Below are 25,459 nucleotides of genomic sequence, written 5' to 3'. Positions count from 1 at the left end.
GGCATCATGGGAGAGCAGACGGTTGGCGCCGATAAAGGTCGATCCGGAGAAGGTTCGCGAATTCAAGACGAAGCAGGATTTCTACGACTGGCTGGCTGCGCATCACGACCGTGAAAGCGAGGTCTGGATCCGTATCTTCAAGGTCGCATCCGGCTTGCCGTCGATCACGCCGGTCGAGGCGATCGACGCGGTGCTCTGCTGGGGCTGGATCGATGCGGTCAAGAAGAGCCTGGACGAGAAGAGCTACCTCCAGCGTTACACGCCGCGCGGCAGGAAGAGCATCTGGAGCCAGATCAACGTCAACAATGTCGCCCGCCTCGTCGAGGAGGGACGAATGACCGAGCACGGCCTTCGCGAGGTCCAAGCCGCGAAAGCGGATGGCCGGTGGGGTCGGGCTTATGGCAGCGGCAAGGACCTGAAGATCCCCGACGATCTGCAGGCGGCGATCGATGCCGATCCCAGCGCGCAAGCGATGCTTGCGGCGCTCAGCGCGCAGAACCGCTTCGCGCTCGCCTTCCGCGTGCACAATATGAAGACGCCCGCGGGCCGCGAGCGGAAGATCGCGGCCTTCGTCGAGATGCTGGCGAAGGGCGAGACGATCTATCCGCAGAACAAGAAGCCGAAGGTCTGAACCTCATAGATCGGCCTTGTCCCAGAGCGCGTGGAAATGCTGGACCGGGCCGTGGCCGGAACCGACGGTGAGCGTATCGGCAGCCGCGACGGCATCGGCGAGATATCGCTTGGCGATCGCGACGGCTGCCTCCGGCGTCTTGCCCTTTGCAAGCTCGGCGGCCAAGGCGCTCGACAGCGTGCAGCCGGTGCCGTGCGTATTCTTCGTCGGAACCCTTGGCGCCTCGAACCAGGTGATATGGTCCGCGCTTGCCAGCACATCGGGGCTGTCAGTGCCGCCGAGATGGCCGCCTTTCAACAGTACCATGCGCGGTCCGCGATCCAGCAGTTTGCGCGCCTGCTGCTGCATGGCATCGCGGTCTTGGGCGTGGTCTTCGCCGAGCAGCGCTGCCGCTTCGGGCAGGTTCGGCGTCAGCATCGTTGCCAGCGGCAGAAGACGGTCGGTGAGCGCGCCGATCGCGGCGATGTCGAGCAGCGCCGCTCCGCCCTTGGCGATCATCACGGGGTCGAGCACCAGCGGGATGCCGTGATGCGGATGCAGCGCATCGGCAATTGCCTCGGCGATCCCGGCATTGGCTATCATGCCGATCTTGACGGCATCGACGCGGACATCGGCAAAGACCATGCGGATCTGCTCGGCGACGAAATCCGGCGAGACGGTCTGCACTGCCGAGACGCCGGTGGTGTTCTGCGCAGTCAAGGCGGTGAGCACAGCCATGCCATAGGTGCCGCGGGCGGAGAATGCCTTGAGGTCGGCCTGGATGCCGGCGCCGCCCGATGGGTCGGAGCCGGCGATCGAGAGAACGTTGCGGATCATTGTCCTGCCTTTCTGATGCGTTCGGCGATTGCAGCCGTCGCCGCTTGCGGATCCGGCTGGCCGCAGATCGCCGAGACGACCGCAAGCCCTTCCGCGCCCGTCGCGAGCACCGGCTCCACATGTTCGGCCTTCAGGCCCCCGATTGCCACTGAGCGAACCGGGCAGGCGCGAACCAGTTGCGCCAGGCCTGCGATGCCGATCGGTTGCTTGTGATCCGGCTTGGTCGCCGTCGCGAAAACAGGACCGATGCCCGCATAGTCGACGATCGCGGGATCGACGGCTGCGGCAAGTTCAGGCGTCTCGACGGAGAGGCCGAGGATCATATCAGGGCCGATGCGGCGACGGGCCTCGGCGGCGCCGAGGTCCTCCTGGCCGATATGCAGCCCATCGGCGTTGAGCGCGATTGCCGCTTCCACATCGTCGTTGACGACAAGCAGTGCTCCACTTCCGGATAGGACCCGTTGCAGCGCCCGGCCGGTCTCGATCATCTGCCGGGTGTCTGCCGTCTTGTCGCGCAGCTGCACGATGGTCGCTCCACCGGCGACGGCTGCGCGGGCGGTCTCGACAAGCCCGTACCCGGCGCAAAGCTCCGGGTCGAGGACGAGATAAAGGGAGAGGTCGAAGCTCTTCACGCCTGGCTGATCCTTGCTGCGGCGTCGAGTGCCGGACCATCGAGCGCGGCAAGAGCATCCAGGAAGCGCCAGGAGAATGATCCGGGCCCCTTGGCTTCCTGTGCCGCCTGTTCGCCGGCAACGGCAAACATTGCGAGAGCGGCAACCGTCGCATCGAAGGTCTCGTCAGAGGCGATCGCGGCGAAGGCGCCGGTCAGGCAGGTCAGCGAGCAGCCGAGCGCGGTGATCTGCGGCATCAGCGGCGAGCCGCCGGAAATGCGAACGGCGCGGGTGCCGTCGGTGACGAAGTCGACCGGGCCGGTGACCGCGACAACGGCGCCATATTGCGCCGCGATGCTGCGGGCAGCACCTTCCGCCTGCTCGACGGGATCGCGGCTGTCGACGCCCTGGCCACGGCTTTCGCTGCCGGCCAGCGCGATGATTTCGGATGCATTGCCGCGGATGATCGCCGGGTTGAGGTCGAGAAGTGCCGCGACGCTTTCGCGGCGGAAGCCGGTGGCGTAATGCGCCACGGGGTCGAGAACCCATGGCTTGCCGTTGCGCGCGGCAGCCTTCGCCGCCTGTTTCATGCCGCTGACCCAGGCGGGCGAGAGCGTGCCGATATTGATGGTCAGTGCACCGGAGAATGCGGCGAATTCACCGGCTTCCTCTTCGGCATGGACCATGGCGGGCGAGGCGCCCGCGGCCAGCACGACATTGGCGGCGATATTCATCGCCACATAGTTGGTAATGCATTGAACGAGCGGCGGTGCGGCGCGCAGCGCGGTCAGCAATTGCCCGGGTGATCTCGAAGTCGTCATCTTGCGTCCCTTTTGGGGCGGGGCAAGACGCGGGAGGCCAGGCACATGGAAGCGAAGGGCCTCGAGCGACTCCCTCCGCCAGCATTATCTGGTTCAGGTTCGAAGGGTACTTCTCAGCCCGCCTTTCGGCGAACGCCCCTGTCTCTCAACACCACGGTCATCGCAAATTATCGGCGGCTTGTCACGCCCTATCAGTTGAGCCGGGCTTCCCCGCTGGCGATGCGCTGCTCGTCGGCGCCGAAGAGGTGCACCGCATCGTGAATGGGCGCCACCTTCAGGACATCGCCGGGTGCTGCCCTGATCCGCTCGCGGAAGACGCAGCTGATCGTCTGCGCGCCGAGCCGCGCAATCACCAGTGTTTCCGATCCGGTGGGCTCGACGACGACGGTGGTGATCTCGATGCCATTGGGGTCGAGCTGCAAATGTTCCGGCCGGATCCCGTAGGTCACCGCATCCGCGGGGCGACGGTCGCTCGGCAGGGTGATGCCATCCTCGGTGCGGAAGCCCGTATCCGTCATGCCGCCCTTGATGAAGTTCATTGCGGGTGAGCCGATGAACCCGGCGACGAAGAGATTGTTGGGGCGGTCATAGAGGTCGAGCGGCGAGCCCGCCTGCTCGATGCGCCCGTCTCTCATGACGACGATCTTGTCGGCCATGGTCATCGCTTCGATCTGGTCATGAGTGACGTAGATGGTCGTCGTCTGCAGCCGCTGATGCAGCTCCTTGATCTCGGAGCGCATCTGCACGCGTAGCTTGGCGTCGAGATTGGAGAGTGGCTCGTCGAACAGGAAGACGGCGGGATCGCGCACGATCGCCCGGCCCATGGCAACGCGCTGGCGCTGCCCGCCCGAAAGCTGCTTCGGATAGCGTTCGAGCAGGCTTTCGAGGCCGAGGATCTTTGCGGCATTGCCGACCCGCTTGTCGATCTCCGCCCGCGGCATGCGCTTCAGCCGCAGCGAAAAGCCCATGTTCTTGGCGACGGTCATATGCGGGTAGAGCGCGTAGTTCTGGAACACCATGGCGATGTCCCGGTCCTTCGGCGCCAGTTCGTTGACGACATGCTTGCCGATCTGGATTTCGCCCGACGTGATGCCCTCGAGCCCGGCGATCATTCTGAGCAGCGTCGATTTTCCGCAGCCTGACGGGCCGACGAGGACGACGAATTCGCCGTCGCGGATATCAACCGAGACACCCTTGATAGCCTTGAACGCGCCGTAGTCCTTGCGAGCATTATTGACTGAAACATGAGCCATTATCGTCCTCCCCAGGCTGCGATCAAAGCTTGTCCAAGACGGTTCTGAGATAGCCGAGGCCGACGCGTTCGCCCTCCTTGCGGGCCTCCAGGTCCTTGCCCGGCCAGCCATAGGCGGCGTCCTCGTGCTCGATGGAAATCGTGCCGTCGAAGCCGTAGCTGCGCGCCTGCTTCAGGAACCTCGACCAGTCGAGCAAGCCGAGGCCCGGCAGCTTGTACTGCCACCAGCCCTTGCCGTGGTAGCCGACGGCCTGCAGCGCTGTCGCATCGACCGCCGTGTCCTTGGCATGCAGGATGGCGATGCGATCCTTGACGGCATCCAGCGCCAGATAGGGATCGATACCCGTCCGCAGAAAATGCGAGGGGTCGAATTCGAGGCCGAAACGCCGGTCGGGAATGCGCTTGAAGAGCTCCTCGTAGCCCTTTGGCGTCGTGCCGACGAAATTGTCTTTCGGCCCTGGCCAGTTCTCGATTGCAAAGGTGAGGCCGCTGGAAGCGGTCTCGGCGATCAAACCGTTCACATAGGTTGCAAAATCGTCGTAGTTGGCCTCGTCGCTGGCATCGTCATTGCGGCCGGGGAAGATGACGAAAACCGGCACGCCGGTTTCGCCGATCGCCTGGGCGAATTCCGCGGTGCGCGAGCGCAGATCCTTGCGCTTGGCATTATCGGCGTCGAGCTGGTTGCCGAAATAGGTGATCGAGGAGACGAAGAGGTTGCGCTCGCGGGCAAGCGAGACGGCGGCCTTCACCCTGTCAGGGGTCTTGATGTGCCCGCCGACATCGATCTCGATGGCATCGAAACCGGCGGAAGCCGCGAAATCCACCACTTCTTCAAGCGGCCGGTCGTTGAACGTCGACGTATAGAAACCGATCCTCATCAAAATCCTCCCATGCGCCGCCGCAGCGGCCGTGCTAATTGTTCAGGCGATCCATGTATTTCAGCGGTGAACGGGTACGTTGAACCTCATCCGATGACGCCAGCATCAGCGCCGCGGCCATCGGCATGGCGGCCGCCCCGATCGCCGAGGCATCCTCGCCGAGCGAGGCGCGGTGGATCGAGGGCAGGGCGCCGTCGCTGGCGTCCAGATGCTCATGCACATAGCGCAACAGCTCGTCGATCATGCGGATCGGCAGCCGCCCGCCGACCAGGATGGCATCGGGATCGACGATCATGCCGACATGTCGGACGGCGACCGCGAGATGCGCGCTCATCTCCTTCAGCCATTGCGAGACCAGCCGTTTGCCGCGGGCATCGAGCGTCAGGAGATCCTGGGGCACGCTGACCTTGATGCCATGCTCGGCAAGGAACTGATAAAGGCAGAACAGCGAGAAGATCTCGCCGAGCAGGCGAACCTTCTGCGTGCTTTCGTCCTTGCCGTCGGCGATCGGCACCCAGCCGATTTCCCCGCTGAGGCCCATGGCGCCGCGATGGCCATTGCCGTCGAGAACGAGACCGCCGCCGGGGCAGGCGTTGACGGCGATGTAGAGGAAGCTCCGGCTCTCGGCGCCGAGCCCGTAATCGAGCTCGGCCAGTGCGGCAGCGTTGGTTTCGTTTTCGATGAAAACAGGATGCTGCGTCAGCTCCTCGAGAGCGGCGCGCACATCGAATTCCATCCATTCCCAGTAGTCGGCAGGCCTGCCGGGGAAGGCGATTTCGCCGAGCCAGTCGGGCATCGCCAGGCCGATGCCGGCCAGATGTGCGTCATCGATCAGGCGGCTGCGCTGGAAATGCGATATCGCGTCCGCCGACAGCTGCATGAATTCGGCCGGCAGGATGTAGCGCTTTTCGTGATGGACCCGGGCGCGCACATTGCCGACGGCATCGACCGCAAGGATGGTCAGATGGTCACGGTCGATATTGATGCCGATCGCGAAGAAGGCGTCAGGATTGATCTCGAGCTCGATTGCCGGCTGGCCGCGCAAACCGTGGCGGCGCCGCGCCTCGATGATCAGCCCCTCATCGAGCAGGCGGTCGACGATGCGGGCGATCGCCGGCTTGGTGAAGCCCGTCTGTCTGGCGATCTCCGCCCGCGAAATCGGCGCCTGCCGGTGGATGCAACGCAGCACGACCGCGCGGTTATGCTCACCTGCATCCTCGACATTGGCCCCGCTGAGATCGGGGGAGAGCTTGACATCAGGGGTCTGGTTCATGATCGCGATCCTTCGTCTTCCATCGACATCAGAGCCGCTCTCATCCCTTCACCGCGCCGCTTGTCATCGCGCCCAGGATCAATCGCTGGAGCGAGAGGAAAGCCACGATCGCCGGTACGACGGAGATCAGGCAGGCGGCGGCGAGCAGCTGGATGGACGAGTCGGTCTGCATGCCACGGAAGTTAAAGATCCCGACGCCGATCGGCATCAAGTTGTTTTGCGTCAGCAGCAGAAATGGCACGAGGAACTGCGACCAGCCCGCAATGACGGTGATGATGAAGACGGACGCGATGCCCGGCGCCGAGAGCGGCAGGACGATCCGCCAGAAGACCGAGAAGCGATTGCAGCCATCGATCATCGCCGCCTCGTCGAGGCTGCGCGGAATGCCGTCGACGGTGCTCTTCAATAGCCATGTCGCGAGCGGCACGCCGAGCGCGATATAGACCATGACCACGGCGAAATGCGTGTCGAGCAGGCCGAGCTTGTTCATGTAGCGGTAGAGCGGAACCATGATGACCAGCGGCGAGATCATCTGGAAGAGCAGAAGACCCATCATCGACAGGCCCTTGCCGCGGAACTGGAAGCGCGAGAAGGCATAGGCCGCAGGCAGCGCGACGATCAGCACCCCGAGCCCGCTGAGGGCGGCTAGTTTCAGGCCGTTCCAGAGGTAGATGGGGAAGTAGCTGTTGTTGAGAACCGTGACGAAGTTCTCCATCGTCGGGTTGTGCGGAATATAGCGGGCGACGCCGCGATAGATTTCCCGCCGGTCGCGAAGCGCCATCGACAGGAGATAGCTGAGGGGGCCGGCGAAGAAGACGAACATCGCCAGCATGAACAGATAGCTCAGAAAGTCGCCGAGGCGGGTGCCGGTACGCCTGCTGCTCATTGCTCTTCCTCCTTCGGTAGGAACGACGCATAGACGAAGGCAAGCCCGAGGCTGATGATCAGCATCAGCACCGACAGCACGCTGCCTCCCGACAGATCGTAATTTCTGAAGACGATGTTGAAGACATAGAGCGAGATCACCTCGGTCGCCCGGCCCGGTCCGCCGCCTGTGAGCGTGATGATCGCGTCGAAGGTGTTGAGCGTCATGATCGTGATCAGGATCATGTTGACGAGGATCGCGGCGCGCAGCTGCGGAATGGTGACGAAGAAGAACTGCTGCGTGCCCGTCGCGCCATCGACTTCGGCCGCCTCGTAGAGCGAAGGATCGATCGCCTTCAGCGCCGCATACATGACGACCATCGAGAAGGCCGTGCCGCGCCAGATGTTGGAAATCAGCGCCGACCAGGGCGCGATCGACGGATCGGAAAGCCAGGCGACAACGGGCAGATGCATCATCCGCAGGACACTGTTCAGCGCGCCGTATGGCGCTTCGGAAAACAGCATCTGCCAGATGATACCACCGGCAATTCCGGGCACGACCCAGGCGACGAGGGCGGTGGTTCTGAGAATAGTTGTGCCGAACAATCCGCGCTTTTCGCCGCGAACGACCACGACGGCGACGGCAATGCCGAGGATCTGTTGGCCGACGACGCTGCCGCCGACGAAGACGAGGGTCGCCCACATGATATCGGGCAGCTGCGGCGAACTCAGCGCGTTGGTGATCGAGCCGAGCGTATATTCCTGGTTATCGCCAATCAGCGTCGCATTGGTGAAGGACAGCCGGAAGACGTCGATCACCGGGTAAAGATAGAAAATGCCGATGACGATGATGACGGGCATGATCCAGGGCAGGGGCGCCCCGGCGAAACGGTGCATGAACGATCTGCTGTGAGGCGGGCTGGCAGCCTCGATGGCGATGGGGCTCATTGGGCTTCTCTATCCGGGTTTGACGGGACCGGCGGCGCCCGTCATGGGCGCCGCCGCGATCTCAAATCGTTAGAGACGCTTGTAGGCCTCCAGCGTCGCGTTGAACGCGGCGTTCAGAGCATCTTCGGGCTTCTTGGTGCCGGACAGCACGTCGCCCATCATGATCTGGATCTGGTTGGAGATCTCCGGATAGATCGGCGCACCGGGGCGAGCCTGGCCATTCACCAGGGCATCGGCGAAGGTCTTGTTGGCTTCGGTCGCGAAGACATCGTACTTCGTGAACAGCGACTTGCGCGTCGGCAGCTGCTGCTGCAGCGCGTTGGCCGGCCCCATATAGACCTCGCGGGCGAGGTTGGCGCACATCTCGACCTTGTCCTTGTCCTTGGCAAAGGACGCGATCGTCCAGCCGCCTGTGCCGGTCGAGCGCTGATCGGCGGTCGGGCCGGGGATCGGCGAGAAGGTCCAGTTCTTAAACTCGTCCTCGTCGAGCGTTGCCTTCAGCTGCGCGTATTGCCAGTTGCCGCCGATGAAGAGCGCCGTGGTGCCCGCCGCAGCCGCGGCGTTCAGGTCGTCGTAATTGCCGATCGTGGTGACACGCTTCGGCGCAGCGCCTGAATCGACGAGGTCCTTGTAATAGTTGAGGGCCTTGAGGAATTTCTCCTTGTTGTCGCCTTCGCCGAAGACGGGTTTTCCGGAATCGTCGACGAGCTTGCCGCCGAGCGCCCAATAGTTTGCGAGCCAGTCGAAGGTCGAGCCTTCATAACGGCCGGCATTGAAGAGGATACCTTCCATGCCTTCGCCAACGGACGCGATGCCTGCTTTCTTCAGGTCGTCCCAGGTCTGGGGTGCATCAGCCACGATCGACTTGTTGCGATAGAGGACGCGCAGATCGGTGTCCCACCACCAGGCGCGGATCGTCTGATCCTTGTCGGTGATGCCGCTGCGGATGAAGGGGAAGAGGTCGTCGATTTCTTCCTTCGAGAAATAGGGCGTGAAGTCGGCGAGAACCTTGTTGACCATGAACTGCGACAGCACGAAGGAGTCGACGGCGGCGCAATCGGGCGCGTTGCCGGCCTTCGCCTGCTCCAGCATCTTGGCCTGTTCGGTGCCGATATCGGCCGACATGAACTGCATCTGCAGCTTCCAGTCGGGATGCTTCTTGATGAATTCGACAAACAGCTTCTGGTAGCCTTCGGCAATCGCCGGGTCGGCATTGTTGGGACTATCGTTAGTCAACCGCACGATGAGCGTCTTCGGGGCATCGGCAGCGCCGATACGGTCCTTGGTCGCCAGTTCTTGGGCAAATGCGGCAGGCACTGAAAATAACATTGTGCTCAGCGCTAATGCGCTGACGAACGCTCTCTTCATGATGGGTCTCCTCCCCATTTTCAACGGATACAGCCTGGTGGTCAGTTGACCTCTCCTCAATTCCATGCTGCATTAATTAGATTAAGTTACTTTGATTTGATGTCAAGCCAGACTTGGGAGGAATGAGATGCTGGCGACATTCAATACAAGCTAGGCGGGCTGAACCGCACTTTCCAACGAGATCGACAAGGCGTTTTGCGGAGGCCCGCAACACGCAAAGGATGTGTTTTGCCCGGCTGCCGTGGCGGCAGCCGCACCCGATATCTATGGAGGATAGAATGCGATTACTCATTCTCGGCACTGGCGGAATGGCCAATCAGCACGCCATGCGGTTCAAGGAGATCGAAGGCGTCAGCGTCGTCGGCGGTGTCGATGTCGTGCCCGAGCGGCTGGCGGCTTTCTGCAGCGAACACGGTATCGCCCATCAGTTCAGCTCGCTCGAGGACGCGCTTGCCTGGGGCGAATTCGATGCGGTGGCGAATGTCACCCCCGACCGCATCCACCACCCGACGACGCTGCAGGCGGTTGCCGCCGGAAAGCATGTCTTCTGCGAGAAGCCGCTGGCGACCGACGCCACCAAGGCAATGGAGATGACCGAGGCGATCGAGAAATCCGGCAAGGTCGGCATGGTGAATTTCACCTACCGCAACTCGCCGGCACTGCAGAAGGGCAGGCAGATGGTGCTGGCCGGCGAGATCGGCGAAGTCAGGCATGTCGAGGCCTCGCATCTGCAGAGCTGGCTTGTCGGCCGCCACTGGGGCGACTGGAAAAGCGAGAGCAAATGGCTGTGGCGCCTTAGCAAGAAGCACGGCTCGAACGGGGCGCTCGGCGACATCGGCATCCATATCGTCGACTTCGCCTCCTATGGCTCCGGTCTCGACGTCGCGCATGTCTTTGCCCGGCTGAAGACCTTCAACAAGGCGCCGGGTCACAAGATCGGCGAATACGACCTCGACGCCAATGACAGCTTCACGATGAATGTCGATTTCACCACCGGCGCAATCGGCACCATCCAGGCAACCCGCACCGCCGCCGGCCAGATGGACCAGCTGCGCCTTCGCGTCTATGGCGAGACCGGATCGATCGAGATGATCTACGACACCGGCAAGTCGACGCTGCGCGCCTGCCTCGGCGAGGACGTCCACACCGCGACCTGGCGCGATGTTCCCTTCGATCCTGTCGAGACCAACTACCAGCGTTTCGTGCAGGCGGTTCGCGCCGGCAAGACGCAGGAGCCGTCCTTCCGGCGGGCTGCCAATATCCAGAAGGTTCTGGACAAGGCGCTCGCTTCCGACCTCAGCCATACGGACGAGGCACTGGCCTGAGATCAGGCCGAGACCGGCGGCAGCAGCGTGTTGAGGAAGGGCAGGAGTGCTGCCCCCAGCGCAACGCCGCCGCCGCTGAAGCTTGCCGGTTTCATCGGCGAGATCCAGGGTGTCAGGAAGGGGCGCTTCGAGGTATCGCGGCGCTCCACCGACAGCTGATGGATCAGCGCCTCGATGACGCCGCGCGGCAGATCGCTGCCGATCATGATGACGCTAGGCGCGACGAAACCGGCAATGCCGATGATCGGATCGAGCAGGTGGCTCGCCACATCGCGGATCCATTGCGCCAGCTCGGGCGAGGCGATCTCCTCGCCTGACAGGAGCCGCGCGCAGTCTTCCTTGCCGACGGCAGCGCAAAGCGAGCCGAAGCCGGCAACCTTGTTCAGCGAAACGTTATCCGGCCCGGTCCGCATCTCGCCGATACCGCCGGCGCGGCCGTGAACGCCGGAATAGGGAACGCCGCGAACCAGAAATCCCGCCTGCACGTCGTCATCGAGCACGATCATCGCCAGGCCGCCCGCGGGCGCCGGCGTGCCGATCGTGCGCTCGGCGAGCAGGCCCGCGGTGCATTCGTTTTCCGTCTCCGGCCTTGGCAGGCCGGATAGAGCGGCGAGCTCTTCGCTCTGAGCCTCGCTCCAGATGTTTGAGGCAATGCCGACGCCGACGATCGGCAGATCGGCATGGCGCTCGATCATCGATCCGATGGCCTCGCTGACAGATGCCGTGGGGGCCGCCGGATCGAGAGAGAAATAGATGCGGTCGTGAACCTGGCCGCTGAGATCGATCAACACCGCCTCGCTGCGGCGGGCGCGCACCCGGATGCCGATCGAATAGGCGCCTTCCGGCCGCAGCGCGAATTCCGTCGCGGTCGGACCTCCGCCGGCGCCATTGCGCCGGTTCGAGATGACCAGTCCTTCTTCGCCAAGGCGGCGCAGGATATTGGTGATGCCGGGGCCGGTCAGGCCGGAATGCTGGCCAAGCTCCATGCGCGTCAGCGGCCCATGCCGCCGGATTGCCTCCAGGATGACGCGGATATTCCGGTCGGCGATCTCTCCGGATCGCAACCCCACCGTTTTGCCTCGCGCAACGCCCGTCTCCTGGGCCTGACGCCGCGGCCCTGATCGAAGATACCGCATGACCGACTTCCTTGAGCGCTTCACTGCTCTTTAGCCGAGAAAGTGATGAAAGTAACGCCCACCCTATCGTAAGTATCTGATTTCCTGCCGAAGAATTCCAAGTCTTTGCATGCGGGCAATTGGCGCCTTGCTTATGGCACAAGCGCCTGCGAATCCTAGGTAAGGACGGCGGCCTCACAAAACGGCCGCTGCTGCGAGGAGAATGCAATGCGCAGATCGATGAACATGCTTGCCGCCGCGGCCTTGATCGCACCGATGACCATCCCCGTTCCGGCAAGTGCCGCAAATGCGCTTGAGCGCGCCATCGGCGAAGCCCAGCCCTGCCGATCGCTGAAGGCCAAGGCATCGAGTTTCGGGGTCAGCGTCGAGATCGGGGTCGACAAGCTCGACTATGTGAAGATCGACCAGCTGCAGCTATCGGTGAACGGCAATCTTGCCGACGCCAAGGTTCGCGGCACGCTCGCCTGCAAGACCTCTGATAATGCCATGGTCCAGGGTGGCTTCTCGGCGACCGCCGATGTCAGCGTTCATGTCGATCTCGCGACCTGCAAGACCACCGAAAGCTCGATCGAGATCACCGATACCGGCGGCAATCTCGGCGACGTGGTCAAAAGCCTCAAGGACGAGATCTCCGGCGCGCTGCGCCGCGGCCTCGAACGCAACATGTCCAAGCTCTGCCAGAAGTGAAGGGCGTATCCGATGGCGGTGCGTAGCGCAGGCCTACTCATCCATCGCGCCGCCGCCGGCGGCCCCGAAGTGCTGCTCGCCCATCCCGGCGGCCCCTTCTGGGCGCGAAAGGATGAGGGCGCCTGGTCGATCCCGAAAGGCATCGTCGAAGCCGGAGAGGAGGACCTCGAGGCGGCGATCCGTGAAACGCGCGAAGAACTCGGCGTCGTCATCGACGGCGACTTTCTCCTGCTCGGCGAATACAAGCAGCCGGGCGGCAAGATCGTCGTCGCCTGGTCGGTCGAAGCCGATCTCGATGCCGATCATATCGAGAGCATGGAATTCGAAATCGAGTGGCCACCGAAATCCGGCAAAAGGAAGCGCTTTCCCGAGGTCGACCGCGCCGGATGGTTTTCGCTTGAACAGGCGGCGGAAAAGATGCTCAAGGGACAAAGGCCAATGCTGGACGACCTCCAGAAACAGCTGGCATTGTCACCAAAACCACAGTCCCGGAGGACGCCGCATTGAGAACGATCATCATCGAATGGGAGTCGATGAATTCAGGTGCGCTCTACGTCGCTCACTTTCCGGAACCCTTCCCGATGTCCGATGCCGACTACCGGGCATTCGAGGCGGTCTTCTCCAACTGGCAGCGCCGCTACTGGGAAGGCGTCGGCGAGACGAGGGTGGAGGAAACCAAGGGACCGCAGGCGCTCGTCCGCGCGCTCCGCGGATTGGGATATGAGGTCGCGAGCCGGGGGACTGTGCCGCCGGGTGTGTAGCGGCTCAGCTATCGAGCGAAGCTAGCGATCCTTCTGCGCTCTCCACCGAAGGAGATAGGCGAACCCCGGGGCAATCAGCGCTCCCGCCAGCATCCATTCCATCAGCGTCAGCGGCGTCTCGTCCGGGTCGTGCCCGGTCAAGAAGAGGAAAAGAAAGAACGCAAGAACGCCTGCTACGATCAGAGCGAGTGAGAAAAACAGGCTCTTGCGATGGCTTTGCATGGGTCGGCCTCTCCGGGAAGTGCAGATCGGCTGAAAGCTAGTAGTCGTTCGTTCTTTGGCAAGCGAGTTTATAGCAGGTGTTCGACAGCGAATAGGCGCGGGTCCGTGAGGCGTCGGATGCCACCACTCACGCAAATCTCCCATAACCGATCTCATCCGTCCTTGACGTGAAAACAAAGTTACTTAATCTAAGAGGCGTGGCGCGATCCGATGGAGGAGACGGATGCGCGGCGCGCTTTTTTGTGCGTGATCCCCCGTTCTCCCCGATGATCCGTTGCTGACATTTCCGATAGGACACGCCATGTCTCTGACCATTGCCCAACGCCTAGACAGCCTGAAGGCCCGCACCGCCGAGCTTGCGCATTGGCGCGACAGGCGCAGTGTTTCGATCGATGGCTGGACCTTCGATGGCGAGCCGATCGCCCACCGTCAGGACTGGCCGCATCGCAACGGCACGGTGCATTTCCAGGCTTCGGCAAAGGCGCCGGCCGATTGGCCGCTCGACAAGATCCGCCTGCAGCTCGATCTCGGCGGCGAGAGCCTGATCACGCTGAACTATGCAGGCGGGAAAGCCGAGACATTCGGTCTCGATCCCTATCACCAGGAATTTCCGGTCAAGGACCGGGTGTTTTCGATCACCACGGAGAGCGTCGCGCGCTTCCCCTTCGGCGAGCCGAACCGGGCGCCGCGGCTGAACAGGGCGCGGCTGATCTGGCTCGACGAACCGGTGCACCGCTTGCATCTGCTCTTGCGGCAGATTGCCGAGGCCGCTGGCGTCCTCGGCGAGCATGAGGCGGTTCCCTATCTGCTCGAAGCGGCCGAGCAGGCGCTCGCTTCGCTCGATTGGCCCTCGGATACCGCGGCCTATGTGTCGCGCACGTCGGGCGCCGTCATGCAGCAGAAGATCTGGGAGCTGCCGGAGCTGCAGGCCGACCCCGCCGGTCTTGATGACGAGCAGAGCGGTCTGGCGCAATCGGCCCATGATGCGCTGCTGGCCCGGCTGAAAGAGTTGCAGAAGCGCTTCCCGCCGAATGGCGAGCTGCTTCTGACCGGCCACGCTCATATCGATCTTGCCTGGCTCTGGCCCTATCGCGAGACGCGCCGCAAGATGCGCCGGACCTTCAATACGGCACTGTCGCTGATGGAGCGTTCCGCCGATTTCCGCTTCAACCAGTCAACCGCGCATTATTACGCGCAGATGGAAGAGGACGATCCGGAACTGCTGGAGCGGATCAAGGAAAAGGTTACCGAAGGCAAGTGGGAAACGGTCGGCGGCATGTGGGTCGAGCCCGATACCAATATGCCGACCGGCGAAAGCCTGGCGCGCCAGGTGCTTTATGGCCAGCGCTATTTCGAGAAGATGTTCGGCACCCGCCACACCGTCTGCTGGCTGCCGGATTGCTTCGGCTTTTCAGGCGCCTTGCCACAGATCCTCAGGCTCGGCGGCATCGACAGCTTCTTTACGATCAAGGTCAATTGGAGCGAGACGAACCATATCCCCTCCGACCTCTTCTGGTGGAAAGGGCTGGATGGCAGCCAGGTGCTGACCCACACCTTCGACAATCCGATGCATGGCTATAACGGCTTCGTGCAGCCGGATTGCTTCGTGCCGACCTGGAAGAATTTCCGCGGCAAGACGCAGCACGACACGTCGCTGCTTGCCGTCGGTTACGGTGACGGCGGTGGCGGCGTGACTCCTGAAATGGTGGAGCGCGAAGTGCAGCTGCGCGACTTCCCGGCAATTCCGCAGGCGCGCTGGGGCCGGGTCGAAGACTTCTATAAGCGAGCGCATCAGGCCGCAGGCGAAAAGCAGCTTCCGGTCTGGGACGGGGAGATCTATCTCGAACTGCACCGCGCGACGCTGACGACGCAGAGCGGCGTCAAGCGCAAGCATCGCCAGGCCGAGCGTGCCCTGGTCACCGCCGAAACCATCGCCTCGCTCGCCCATATGCTGGGGGCCGAGAAGCCGCGCAGCCTCGAAAGCGACTGGCGCGTGGTGCTGAAGAACGAGTTCCATGACATCCTGCCGGGGTCGAGCATTCGCGAGGTCTACGCCGATGCCGAGCACGAGCTCGACGGCGTGATCGGCAATGCGCGCCAGGAACAGGCCGCGGGTCTTAATGTACTCACCGGCGTGTTGCCGAAGGGTGGCGTGTCCTCCGCTCTCGTTGCCGTCAACCCGTCACTGTCGCCGCGGCCGCTGAATGCGACGCTTCCCGATGGCACCGTCATCTCGTCTGCCGATATCGTCGCGCCGCTCTCCGTCGCGGTCTTTGATCGCAATGGCCTGAAGCCGGCCGGCGCCTTGAAGGCGACCAAGCAGGGGCTGGAGAACGACCATCTTGCTATCGTCATCGGCAAGGATGGTTCGGTCACCAGCCTGGTTCACAAGGCAAGCGGCCGCGAGGCCATCGATGGTTCGGCGAACCAGCTCTGGGTCTATCCGGCCGACAAACCGCGCAATTGGGATGCCTGGGATGTGGACGTCGACTATACGGCGAAGGCCATCCGCCTGGAGACGCCTGAGAGCATCGAGCTGGTCGAGAGCGGTCCATCGCGAGCGTCGATCCGCGTCGTCCACCGCTACCGGAACTCGCGCGTCACCAATACCTATGTGCTGACGGCCAATGGAAAGCGGCTCGATATCGAGACGGAGATCGACTGGCATGATCGGCGCACGCTGCTGCGCACGCTAAACCCCGTTGCCGTCAGCGCCCGCACGGCGACGTTCGAATGCGCCTATGGCGTTGTCGAGCGCGCGACGCATACGAACACCTCCTGGGAGCAGGCGATGTTCGAGGCGGCGGCTCACCGCTTCGTCGACATCAGCGAGCCGGGCTTCGGCGTCGCGCTACTCAACAGTGCCAAATATGGCCACAGCGCCCGCGGCAATGTCATCGGTATGAGCATCGTGCGTGCTCCGGTCTATCCCGATCCGCTCGCCGACGAGGGATCGCAGAAGTTCACCTATGCGCTGATGCCGCATGAAGGGGCTTGGCATGAGGGCGGGGTGCTCGACGAGGCGCTCGACCTCAACCAGCCGCTGATGACGGTCGAGGCCAGCGGATTGGCCGTAGGCACGGTGTCTCCCGTCGCGGTTGAGGGGACTCCGGTTGCCTTTTCGGGGCTGAAGTCTGCGGAAGAAGGCGAGGGGCTTGTGCTTCGCCTCTACGAACCGGCAGGGCGCCGTGGCAAGCTTTCTCTGTCGCTGCCGTCGGGCTGGAAGGCATCCGGACCGCTGAACATTCTCGAAGAGCCGATGGAGCGTAAAGGCACGGCCGATATCATGCCCTTCGAAATCAGGACCTGGAAGCTGCAGAAGGTCTGAGAAAAAATAGCGGCGCGCTCGCTACCGCGAGCGCGTCTGCTTCACGACGGCAGCCGTGAGATCGGCCTGGCTATAGGGTTTGACCAGCACGATGGCGCCGGCATCCGCCTCGAAGCCGGCGACGGATGAATTGCCGGTGGCGAAGATCACCGTGAGCTCAGGGTCGATCGCCCGCGCCTGCTTTGCGAGCTCCGCGCCCGAGATACCAGGCAAGCCGACATCGGTCAGCAGGATATCGAAGCTGCCGGGGCCGAGCTTCGGCAGGGCCTCTTCGGCGCTGCCGGCTTCGCTGACGGCATGGCCGGATTGCTGCAGCATTTCCGACGTATCCATGCGGATGAAGGCATCGTCCTCGACATAGAGAATGCGTAGCGCCGTCGCCTCGGCGGGTGCTTCCTGAGGCGAGGTCCGGCGCTCATGGTGGGACGCCTTGGCCATATTGCGCTGGCGCTGGTTGTTCAGCACATGGCGGATCTTTCGGGCCAGCGCATCGCGGCTATAGGGCTTCGACAGCAGATCGACGCCGGCATCCAGCCGTCCGCCATGGACGATCGAGTTTTCGGTATAGCCGGATGTGAAGAGTACGGCGATCTCGGGCAGCCGTTCCTTCGCCTTGCGCGCCAGCTCCGAGCTTTTGAGCGGGCCGGGCATGACGACGTCGGTGAACAGGAGATCGATCGCGATGCCGCTTTCGATAACGGTCAGCGCACTCGCCGCATCTTTCGCCTTGAGAATACGGTAGCCCAGATCGGCCAGCATCTCGACGACGGTGGCGCGCACCTCCTCGTCGTCCTCGGCGACCAGGATCGTCTCCTTGCCGCCGGTCGCCGGGCCATGATCGCCCTCGGCGAGCAGGTCCTCTTCCTCAAGTGTGCGCGGCAGATACAGGCGCACGGTCGTGCCCTGGCCGATCTCGGAATAGATCTTCACGTGACCGCCGGATTGCTTGACGAAGCCATAGACCATCGACAGGCCGAGTCCTGTGCCCTTGCCGACGGGCTTGGTGGAGAAGAACGGTTCGAACACCTTGGTGATGATATCCGCCGGCATGCCGGAGCCGGTGTCGCTGACCGCCAGCATGACATATTGACCGGGCGCCACGTCGACATGCTTGCGGGCATAGTCGTCGTCAATCGAGGCATTGCCGACCTCGATCGTCAGCTTGCCGCTGCCGTCCATCGCGTCGCGCGCATTGATCGCCAGATTGAGGATGGCGTTCTCGATCTGCACCGGATCGACGAAGGTGTTCCATAGGCCACCGGCGCGGATCGTCTCGATCTCGATGGCCTCGCCGATCGTCCGGCGCAGCATCTCGCCCATATTGGCAACGAAGCGGCCGACATTGACCACCTTGGGTTCCAGCGGCTGGCGGCGGCCGAAGGCGAGCAGCTGGCTGGCCAGCTTCGAGCCGCGGTTGACGCCGGCGAGTGCGTGCTCGATGCGCTTCTGGGCGCGCTCGTTGCCGCCTACATCCTTGCTCAAGAGGTAAAGGTTGCCGGCAACGACCTGCAGCAAGTTGTTGAAATCGTGGGCGACGCCGCCGGTCAACTGGCCGATCGCCTCCATCTTCTGCGTCTGGCGGATCAGCTCCTCGGCATCGCGCAGCGCGGCAGCCTGTTCCTTCTCTGCGGTGACATCGCGGCCATAGGCGAAGACCATGTTGCTTTCGAAGGAAAAACGCCAGGAAACAGTGCGTTGGCCGCCGTTCTTATGGTTGAGGCTAAGCTCCAGCCCCTGCATCTCCTCGCCCGATACAGCCTGCTTCAGTGCCGCATCGAAGAGCGGCGGATCGCCGTCGACGAGGAACTCGCAGAGGCGGTGACCGGCAACTTCCTTGCGCCGGTGGCCAAGCAGATCGGACCAGGCCGGATTGATGGCGCGGACTTCGCCATCGGGACGCATGACGACGAGGATGTCGCCGGAATTGCGCCAGACGCGGTCGAGTTCGGCGCTGCGTTCGGCGACCTTCTTCTCCAGCGACGAGGCGAGTTCCTGCAGTGCCTGCTCGGCCCGGCGGCGCTCGACAGCGGTACGCGTGCGCTCGGCAAAGTCGCGGATGAAATCGAGCTCGACCTCCGGCCATTCGCGGGGTACCGCATTGTTGAGGAAAAGGACGGCGGCGATCTGGCCCTCTTCTGTCAGCGGTACGGTGACGGCCGAATGGACGCCGATGCCCTTCAGCGCATAGGAGGTCGCGGCCGTACGCGGGTCCTTGTCGACATCGGCGAAGACGACGGTTTCGTTGCGCTTGAGGTCGTCGATATAGGTGCCATATTCGCGAAAATGCAGCGTGCCTGCGATGCTCGGATTGCCCGGCACATTCCAGTCGCGCTCGATCGTCACCGTTTCGGCAACCGGATCGATCGTGCCATAGCCGGCGCGCGTGACATGCAGCGCCTTGCCGAGGATTTCGGCGGCGGCATAAGCAATTTCGGCGGGTTCGGTGGTCTGGCGGATGCAGTCTGCGAGTTCGATCAGCGCCATGCGCCGCGTCTCCTCGCTGCGCGCGTCGGTGATATCGCTGTTGACGCCGATCATGCCCAGGAATTCGCCGCGCACATCGAAGCGCGGCCGGGCGTCGGTATGCAGCAGCCGGTATTCGCCGTCCGAATTGCGATAGCGGGCCTCGACGCCGAAGGCCTCGCGCTTGGCGACGGCCTTGCTGACGAAAGCCATCAGCGGAGCGACGTCGTCAGGGTGGATCGTGGCGTTCCAGTCGAAGGCCGAGACATCGGCTTCGCCCACGCCCCAGAACTGGCGCATCGCGGCGTTCAGATAGAGGCAGCGCATCTGGTCGTCGCTCATCCAGAGCATGACCGGCGCATTCTCGGCGACCAGCCGGAAGCGGGACTCGCTCTCGCGCGCCGCGTCTTCTGCCTCTTTCCGCTCGGTCACGTCATAGCCCTGTACGAAGATGCCGGAGACGCGGGCATCTTCGCCAAGGAGCGGCTGATAGATGAAATCGAGATAGCGCTCGATGAGCTCCGCATCCGGCTTCTGCTGCAGCTTCACCAGCTGTTCGGAGCCGATATAGGGGATACCCGTCCTACGGACCTGGTCGAGCAGCGCCACGAAACCCTGCTCCTCGACTTCGGGCAGTGCCTCGCGGATCGTCTTGCCGACGACGTCGCGATGGCCGACGAGCTGCTGGTAGGCGGCGTTGGCGATTTCGAAGCGATGCTCGGCGCCGCTCATCGTCGCGACGAAACCGGGGGCCTGCTCGAACATCTTTTGCAGACGGGTCTTCTCGGCGCGTAGCTGCTGCTCTGCCTTCACCTTTGCGGTGGTCTCGACGACGATCGCCATGACGGCAACCGGCGTGCCGCTCTCGTCGCAGATCGGCGAGTAATCGAGCTTGGTCCAGAGCCGCTCGGGCTCGCCGCTGCCTCCGCGATAGAGGATCAGTTCCTGATCCTCGTAGGCGAGCGTGCCGCCGGCAAGGCCGACCTTCATCACATGATCGTTGAAATCGGCGACCTCCGGCCAGCCCTCGCGCACCTTCGAGCCGAAAAGCTCCGGGTGACGGCGTCCGGCAAAAGCCGAATAGGCGTCGTTGTAGATCATCACGCCATCCTCGTTCCAGAGGGTGACGATCGGCACCGGGGAATGGAGGATGAGGCTGCAAACGCTTTTCAGGGTCGGCGACCACTCGCCGATCGAGCCGAGCGAGGTCTTGGACCAATCGAAATTGGCAATGATGTCAGCGGCCTCGCTTCCCTTTTTCAGAAAGGAATGCCCGCTCATGCTGTTTTGATGCATCTCGACCGACCCGGGTTTCCTCTCGGAAACTGTCCATGAACACGCCAATAAGTATAGGGCGAATGCAAACCGGCAAGGGGCTGAAAAAGATAGGCGGTAAAACCGGTTAACGCCCGTTCTTAAGCCTTGTGGATCGGGTCGATCCAGGCGACCTGTTCGGGCTTTTCGACCGGCTCGATATCGAGATTGACGACGACGGGCTCCTGGCCGGAGCGCACTAGCACGCATTCCAGTGTCTCGTCGCGGCTGGCATTGATTTCCTGGTGCGGCACGAAGGGCGGCACATAGATGAAATCGCCGGGGCCGGCCTCGGCGACGAATTCCAGGTGCTCGCCCCAACGCATACGCGCCTTGCCCTTGACCACATAGATGATGCTTTCGAGATCGCCGTGATGGTGGGCGCCGGTCTTGGCATTGGCGTGGATCACGACCGTGCCTGCCCAGATCTTCTCGGCGCCGGCGCGGGCATTGTTGATCGCGGTGGCGCGGTTCATGCCCGGGGTTTGCGCCGTGTTTGGATCGAGCGAATTGCCGGGAATGACTTTGACGCCGTGCTCGCGCCAGTCGTCAGGGCCGTCATCATGGCGATGGGGGTGGTCGTGGTGGTCATGGCTCATTCGTGGTCCTCCGTTGCGCCGATTGTGCCCGCCGTTCGGCCGCCGAGGCAAGAGCGGAAATGCGCCATGGAGTTTGACGGCCTGGGCTGCTATCCCATCGGCAGCAATGATGAAAACCACGAGTGCGATGCAATGAGCCACATTCCCCAGATCGACTACGAAACGGCATCGGCGGAGATCCGCGAGGCGCATGACGAGGAGGTCAAGGTTCGCGGCCGGATGACCAATATGAAGCGCACGCTGCTGCATTCGCCAGCCGCCCACCGTATCTATGCCGAATGGTTCACGCTGCGCGCCGAGCTCAACCCCGCCGTCAACGACCGGGAGATCTGGATCTTCTCGCATGCGATCTCGAAAGCCAGCAAATCGAAGATCGCCATTACCTTCTTCCGCCGGGCGCTGATCAATGCCGGGTTTGACCCCGATGCGCTGACGCTGTCCGATAACGAGCAGCTGCTCGCCCGCTTCGGAACCGCGATCGTCGCCGATTCCAATGCCATCCCTGCCGAGATCTGGGAGGCACTGAAGGCGCGCTATCCGGCCAAGGTTCTGGTCGATCTCGTCGCCTTCGCCGGGATCATGCTGGCGACCGCCGTCTTCAACAATGTCGTCGACGTCGATTTCGATCCGGAGCTCGAGGCTTTTGCCGAGCACAGCTGACTGCCGTTACGTCAGGTTGAGAAGCGCCCGGTATCATTTCTGTGCAAATCCGACCGGCATCCCCAAAAAGCGGGATATCGCCGGCTCTTGAATGGTAAGATAACCCGCCCTGGTTGAGCGGCGATTCGGTATCCAACGCCGCTCCCATAGGGGGAGTGAGCATGATGTCAGATGTGATCGCACAGATCGCCCGCGCGGCGGCAGAGCTTGAGGCCGAGCTTCGAGCGTTGCTGCAACTCGAGCAGGATGCGCCGCCATCCCTCCGAGACGATCTTGATGTTCTTCCTTGCCTTCTCGTTGAGCGCTTTCCGCAATTGTGCGACGAGCGTGCCGAGCTGCGCGGCCTGCTGAAAATCGGCCGGGCGGCCAGCCGCTCCGAACATCTCTCTCCAGCGGTTGCCGCCGCTGCGCTGGCGATGGTGGCGGAGTTCCGGGCGATCATCGCAAGGCTCAGCGCAAGGCCGGTGGTGATCGGCGTCTGATCTATCTCAGCCGCTTTACGGCGAGCGGGAGCTCGCCTAGTTCTGTCGTGACGCGTGACAGCAACGGATAGAGCGGCATGCCCCATGACACGACTTCCCCCCGCGGCGGCCTGACGGCGCTCGTTTCGATCGACAGTTTTTGCCGCAAGGTCTTTCTTGCCGCCGGCGCCGACGAGGCGACCGCCGATGCCGCGACGCGGGCGATGATGCACGGCACCCGCCATGGCATCGATAGCCACGGCGTCCGTCTCCTCGGCCATTACGTGAAGGGGCTCACCGAGGGCCGCCTCAATCCGCGGCCGCAGATCGCCGTCGCCAGCAACCTCGGCGCCATCGCTTCGCTCGATGCCGATAATGCCCATGGGGCGCTCGCGACCTATACGGCGATGGCGCATGCCTCGCGTCTGGCCGTCGATTTCGGCATCGGCGCCGTCGCGGTGCGCAATTCTTCGCATTTCGGACCGGCCGGAGCCTATGCGATGACGGCGGCCGGTCATGGCCTTATCGGCTTCGCCTTCTGCAATTCCGACAGCTTCGTTCGCCTGCATGACGGGGCGATGCGCTTCCACGGAACCAACCCGATCGCCTGCGCCGTACCCGTCAGAGGCAGCGATCCCTGGCTGTTCGACATGGCGACCAGCGCCGTGCCCTATAATCGCGTGCAGCTCTATCGCAGCCTCGGCCGCGAACTGCCGGCCGGCGTTGCCTCCGATGAGCGCGGCTATGACACCCGCGATCCAGATATCGCCGACATGCTGGCGCCGCTCGGCGGCGAATTCGGCTTCAAAGGGGCCGGTCTCGCCGGCATTTCCGAAATCCTCAGCGCCGTGCTGACGGGCATGAAGCTCAGCTTCGACATCGCGCCGATGCCCGGTCCGGATTTTTCGACGCCGCGCGGCCTCGGCGCCTTCGTCATCGCGCTCAACCCTGAGGCCTTTCTCGATCTCGAGACCTTCGACGCGGGAATGAAGCGCTACGTCGAGACGCTCAGGAATTCGCCCGCGCGCGACGGGTTCAAGGTCATGGCGCCGGGTGACCGGGAATGGGCCGAACGCGGTGTCGAACTCGATCCGGCAACCGCTGACAGTTTCCGCACGCTTTCCGCACAATACGGTGTGGACTTCCCGGCCTGATTTCATGCGGCGCATTGACGCACAACCGCCCCGATGTTACGCATGAGTCAATTGGTCAGGCCAGTTGACCAGTTGTGCGCTTGAGGAGAAGCGTGCCGGGGAGGCCACATGTTTTCGGCTGTTGAATCACGCCGCCTCTACAGGCAGGTGGCGGACCAGATTCGTTTGATGATAACCAGCGGCGAGCTTGCCGTCGGGCAACGCCTGCCGGCCGAGCGCGACCTCGCCGAGCAGCTGTCCGTCTCGCGCCCGACGGTACGCGAGGCCCTGATCGTTCTTGAGGTCGAAGGCCTCGTCAACATCCGCATGGGCTCCGGCATCTATGTCGTGCGCCAGCACAGCGTCGGGGCAACGCCCGCCGAGCCGGAGCCGGTCGAAGGCCCGTTCGAGCTGCTGCAGGCCCGCGCCGTCATCGAATGCGCCATTGCCGAAGAGGCGGCGAAGGCCGCGACCCCAGCCGATATCGCAGCGCTCGACGATGCCTTGAACAGCATGAGTGGCCTGGTCGGCGACCCCAGTGCCGTGATCGCCGCCGACCGCGCTTTCCATACCGGCATTGCCGCGATCGTCCGCAATGCGGCGCTGATCCGCGTCACCGGCGAAATGTTCGACATGCGCATGACGCCTTATTTCGAAAAGCTCGCGAGCCATTTCGAGGGGCCGGCCACGTGGCTCAGCGCCCTTGAGGAGCATCAGGCCATTCGCGACGCGATCGCCGCCGGCGATCCTGATGCCGCGAAGGCTGCGATGCGGGCGCATCTTGCCATGTCGCAGAAGAGATTTTCCGAAAGCTTCGGGGAGGAGTTTCCGGGAGAGGAGGGGCGCGGCCATCCGGCCGGTCCGAAGAAAGGAAATGCAGTCACTTAAACCAGAGCTCGGGAGGAGAGAGCGATGAAGATGAAATTGGCAACAATCCTTTGCACCGCGGCGGCGATCATGGCGTCGACGGCAATTGCGCATGCGCAGACGGTCCTGAAATGGGCCCATGTTTACGAGACGTCGGAACCCTTCCATACGGAATCGGTCTGGGCCGCAGGCGAGATCAACAAACGCACCAATGGCCGCTACAAGATCGATGTCTTCCCGGCCTCGCAGCTCGGCAAGGAAGCCGATATCAACCAGGGCCTGAAGCTCGGCACCGTCGATATCATCATCTCCGGCTCGAGCTTTGCCGCCCGCGACTACAAGCCGATCGGCGTCACCTATTTCCCCTATATCTTCCGCAGCCCGGAACACCTGATCGCCTATACCAAGAGCGACGTCTTCAAGCGCCTTGCCAAGGGTTATGAAGACAAGACCGGCAATCACATCGCCGCCGTCAGCTACTACGGCACCCGTCACACGACCTCCAACAAGCCGATCGCCAAATGCGCCGATATGGCCGGGTTGAAGATCCGCGTGCCTGACGTGCCGGCCTATCTCGCCATGCCGCGCGCCTGCGGCGCCAACACGACGCCGATCGCCTTCGCGGAGGTCTATCTTGCCCTGCAGAACGGCACGGTCGAAGCGCAGGAAAACCCGCTGACGACGATCGAGGCGAAGAAGTTCTACGAGGTGCAGAAGAACATCATCCTGACCGGCCACATTGTCGACCATCTCAACACGGTGATCTCGAAGACGCTGTGGGCGAGCCTCTCCGACGAAGACAAGAAGATCTTCGGCGACGTCATGCAGGAAGCTGCCGAGCGCACCACCAAGACGATCGAAGGCAAGGAAAACAGCCTGATCGCCACCTTCAAGGAAAAGGGCCTGAATGTCGCCGAGATCGACAAGGCCGACTTCGAGAAGACCGTCATGGAGAAGGTGAAGTTCGAGGACTTCGGCTACGAAAAGGCCGATTGGGAAGCGATCCGCGCGATCCAGTAAAGCCCGCGGTGCGGCGCTTTC

24 protein-coding genes, 1 pseudogene and 1 riboswitch are annotated in these 25,459 nt (G+C 63.0%); of the genes and pseudogenes, 11 read left to right on the top strand and 14 right to left on the bottom strand.

Going from position 1 to position 25,459, the window contains the following annotated elements; all coding sequences use genetic code 11:
* Positions 1 to 22: 22 nt before the first annotated feature.
* Positions 23 to 631: a YdeI/OmpD-associated family protein gene (locus ACEN84_RS29410; protein ID WP_413711526.1), complete on the top strand. Its 609-nt coding sequence runs from the start codon at positions 23 to 25 to the stop codon at positions 629 to 631.
* Positions 632 to 634: 3 nt separating this feature from the next.
* On the opposite strand, the gene thiD is transcribed toward ACEN84_RS29410, so the two are convergent.
* The 9 genes from thiD to ACEN84_RS29365 form a co-directional block, all read right to left on the bottom strand.
* Complete coding sequence (gene thiD, locus ACEN84_RS29405; protein ID WP_413711525.1) at positions 635 to 1,447, bottom strand: bifunctional hydroxymethylpyrimidine kinase/phosphomethylpyrimidine kinase; 813 nt, start codon at positions 1,445 to 1,447, stop codon at positions 635 to 637.
* A complete protein-coding gene (gene thiE, locus ACEN84_RS29400) occupies positions 1,444 to 2,079 on the bottom strand; it encodes a thiamine phosphate synthase (RefSeq protein WP_413711524.1) in 636 nt (211 codons plus the stop codon). Before thiE ends, thiD begins: the two co-directional genes overlap by 4 nt.
* The gene (gene thiM, locus ACEN84_RS29395) at positions 2,076 to 2,879 is read right to left on the bottom strand and encodes a hydroxyethylthiazole kinase (protein ID WP_413711523.1); all 804 of its coding nucleotides are present in this window, start codon (positions 2,877 to 2,879) and stop codon (positions 2,076 to 2,078) included. The genes thiE and thiM overlap by 4 nt, the downstream gene beginning before the upstream one ends.
* A gap of 53 nt (positions 2,880 to 2,932) precedes the next feature.
* A riboswitch (TPP riboswitch) is annotated at positions 2,933 to 3,029 on the bottom strand.
* Positions 3,030 to 3,070: 41 nt separating this feature from the next.
* A complete protein-coding gene (locus ACEN84_RS29390; protein ID WP_413711522.1) occupies positions 3,071 to 4,132 on the bottom strand; it encodes an ABC transporter ATP-binding protein in 1,062 nt (353 codons plus the stop codon).
* A gap of 22 nt (positions 4,133 to 4,154) precedes the next feature.
* The gene (locus ACEN84_RS29385; RefSeq protein WP_413711521.1) at positions 4,155 to 5,009 is read right to left on the bottom strand and encodes a sugar phosphate isomerase/epimerase family protein; all 855 of its coding nucleotides are present in this window, start codon (positions 5,007 to 5,009) and stop codon (positions 4,155 to 4,157) included.
* Positions 5,010 to 5,043: 34 nt separating this feature from the next.
* The gene (locus ACEN84_RS29380; protein WP_112712058.1) at positions 5,044 to 6,282 is read right to left on the bottom strand and encodes an ROK family transcriptional regulator; all 1,239 of its coding nucleotides are present in this window, start codon (positions 6,280 to 6,282) and stop codon (positions 5,044 to 5,046) included.
* Between the two features lie 40 nt (positions 6,283 to 6,322).
* On the bottom strand, positions 6,323 to 7,168 hold the full coding sequence (locus ACEN84_RS29375; RefSeq protein WP_130283764.1) for a carbohydrate ABC transporter permease: 846 nt from the start codon (positions 7,166 to 7,168) through the stop codon (positions 6,323 to 6,325).
* Positions 7,165 to 8,094 (bottom strand): carbohydrate ABC transporter permease, encoded by a 930-nt coding sequence (locus ACEN84_RS29370; protein WP_413711520.1) that lies wholly within the window; start codon positions 8,092 to 8,094, stop codon positions 7,165 to 7,167. Before ACEN84_RS29370 ends, ACEN84_RS29375 begins: the two co-directional genes overlap by 4 nt.
* Positions 8,095 to 8,163: 69 nt before the next feature.
* The gene (locus ACEN84_RS29365; protein ID WP_112712052.1) at positions 8,164 to 9,462 is read right to left on the bottom strand and encodes an extracellular solute-binding protein; all 1,299 of its coding nucleotides are present in this window, start codon (positions 9,460 to 9,462) and stop codon (positions 8,164 to 8,166) included.
* Positions 9,463 to 9,740: 278 nt separating this feature from the next.
* Between ACEN84_RS29365 and ACEN84_RS29360 the strand changes: the two genes are divergently transcribed.
* Positions 9,741 to 10,787, top strand: a complete 1,047-nt coding sequence (locus tag ACEN84_RS29360) for a Gfo/Idh/MocA family protein (protein ID WP_112712050.1) — start codon at positions 9,741 to 9,743, stop codon at positions 10,785 to 10,787.
* Between the two features lie 2 nt (positions 10,788 to 10,789).
* Here ACEN84_RS29360 and ACEN84_RS29355 read toward each other — a convergent pair whose 3' ends face one another.
* A complete protein-coding gene (locus tag ACEN84_RS29355) occupies positions 10,790 to 11,923 on the bottom strand; it encodes an ROK family transcriptional regulator (RefSeq protein ID WP_112712048.1) in 1,134 nt (377 codons plus the stop codon).
* A 219-nt stretch (positions 11,924 to 12,142) separates the two neighbouring features.
* Between ACEN84_RS29355 and ACEN84_RS29350 the strand changes: the two genes are divergently transcribed.
* From ACEN84_RS29350 to ACEN84_RS29340, 3 genes are read left to right on the top strand one after another with little or no spacing between them, the layout of a single operon-like run.
* Positions 12,143 to 12,610, top strand: coding sequence for a hypothetical protein (locus tag ACEN84_RS29350; protein ID WP_413712515.1), 468 nt, complete (start codon positions 12,143 to 12,145; stop codon positions 12,608 to 12,610).
* Positions 12,611 to 12,622: 12 nt separating this feature from the next.
* On the top strand, positions 12,623 to 13,117 hold the full coding sequence (locus ACEN84_RS29345; protein WP_413711519.1) for an NUDIX domain-containing protein: 495 nt from the start codon (positions 12,623 to 12,625) through the stop codon (positions 13,115 to 13,117).
* Positions 13,114 to 13,371 carry a hypothetical protein gene (locus ACEN84_RS29340; RefSeq protein WP_413711518.1) on the top strand — a complete coding sequence of 86 codons (258 nt, stop codon included), beginning with the start codon at positions 13,114 to 13,116 and terminating at the stop codon, positions 13,369 to 13,371. The genes ACEN84_RS29345 and ACEN84_RS29340 overlap by 4 nt, the downstream gene beginning before the upstream one ends.
* A gap of 21 nt (positions 13,372 to 13,392) precedes the next feature.
* On the opposite strand, the gene ACEN84_RS29335 is transcribed toward ACEN84_RS29340, so the two are convergent.
* Complete coding sequence (locus ACEN84_RS29335) at positions 13,393 to 13,593, bottom strand: hypothetical protein (protein WP_413711517.1); 201 nt, start codon at positions 13,591 to 13,593, stop codon at positions 13,393 to 13,395.
* A gap of 301 nt (positions 13,594 to 13,894) precedes the next feature.
* Here ACEN84_RS29335 and ACEN84_RS29330 point away from each other — a divergent pair, with 301 nt between their 5' ends.
* The gene (locus ACEN84_RS29330) at positions 13,895 to 16,921 is read left to right on the top strand and encodes an alpha-mannosidase (protein WP_413711516.1); all 3,027 of its coding nucleotides are present in this window, start codon (positions 13,895 to 13,897) and stop codon (positions 16,919 to 16,921) included.
* 21 nt (positions 16,922 to 16,942) lie between these two features.
* Here the strand turns inward: ACEN84_RS29330 and ACEN84_RS29325 are convergent, their stop codons facing one another.
* The 3 genes and pseudogenes from ACEN84_RS29325 to ACEN84_RS29315 form a co-directional block, all read right to left on the bottom strand.
* On the bottom strand, positions 16,943 to 18,823 hold the full coding sequence (locus tag ACEN84_RS29325; RefSeq protein ID WP_413712514.1) for a response regulator: 1,881 nt from the start codon (positions 18,821 to 18,823) through the stop codon (positions 16,943 to 16,945).
* Between the two features lie 189 nt (positions 18,824 to 19,012).
* A pseudogene (locus tag ACEN84_RS29320) lies at positions 19,013 to 20,485 on the bottom strand (PAS domain-containing protein); the annotation flags it as partial.
* A 314-nt stretch (positions 20,486 to 20,799) separates the two neighbouring features.
* Positions 20,800 to 21,297: a cupin domain-containing protein gene (locus ACEN84_RS29315; protein WP_413711515.1), complete on the bottom strand. Its 498-nt coding sequence runs from the start codon at positions 21,295 to 21,297 to the stop codon at positions 20,800 to 20,802.
* 132 nt (positions 21,298 to 21,429) lie between these two features.
* On the opposite strand from ACEN84_RS29315, the gene ACEN84_RS29310 reads away from it, so the two are divergent.
* The 5 genes from ACEN84_RS29310 (at position 21,430) to ACEN84_RS29290 (ending at position 25,438) form a co-directional block, all read left to right on the top strand.
* The gene (locus ACEN84_RS29310; RefSeq protein ID WP_203430971.1) at positions 21,430 to 21,957 is read left to right on the top strand and encodes a hypothetical protein; all 528 of its coding nucleotides are present in this window, start codon (positions 21,430 to 21,432) and stop codon (positions 21,955 to 21,957) included.
* 161 nt (positions 21,958 to 22,118) lie between these two features.
* Positions 22,119 to 22,439, top strand: coding sequence for a hypothetical protein (locus tag ACEN84_RS29305; protein WP_199625306.1), 321 nt, complete (start codon positions 22,119 to 22,121; stop codon positions 22,437 to 22,439).
* A gap of 77 nt (positions 22,440 to 22,516) precedes the next feature.
* The gene (locus tag ACEN84_RS29300; RefSeq protein ID WP_413711514.1) at positions 22,517 to 23,572 is read left to right on the top strand and encodes an Ldh family oxidoreductase; all 1,056 of its coding nucleotides are present in this window, start codon (positions 22,517 to 22,519) and stop codon (positions 23,570 to 23,572) included.
* Between the two features lie 108 nt (positions 23,573 to 23,680).
* Complete coding sequence (locus tag ACEN84_RS29295) at positions 23,681 to 24,439, top strand: FadR/GntR family transcriptional regulator (RefSeq protein WP_413711513.1); 759 nt, start codon at positions 23,681 to 23,683, stop codon at positions 24,437 to 24,439.
* 24 nt (positions 24,440 to 24,463) lie between these two features.
* The gene (locus tag ACEN84_RS29290) at positions 24,464 to 25,438 is read left to right on the top strand and encodes a sialic acid TRAP transporter substrate-binding protein SiaP (protein WP_130283782.1); all 975 of its coding nucleotides are present in this window, start codon (positions 24,464 to 24,466) and stop codon (positions 25,436 to 25,438) included.
* Positions 25,439 to 25,459: the final 21 nt, after the last annotated feature.

This window comes from Rhizobium sp. Rhizsp82, assembly GCF_047325115.1.
Taxonomy (GTDB): domain Bacteria; phylum Pseudomonadota; class Alphaproteobacteria; order Rhizobiales; family Rhizobiaceae; genus Rhizobium.
Note: the sequence above shows the minus strand (reverse complement) of the source record. Positions and strands in the feature narration are given on the sequence as shown.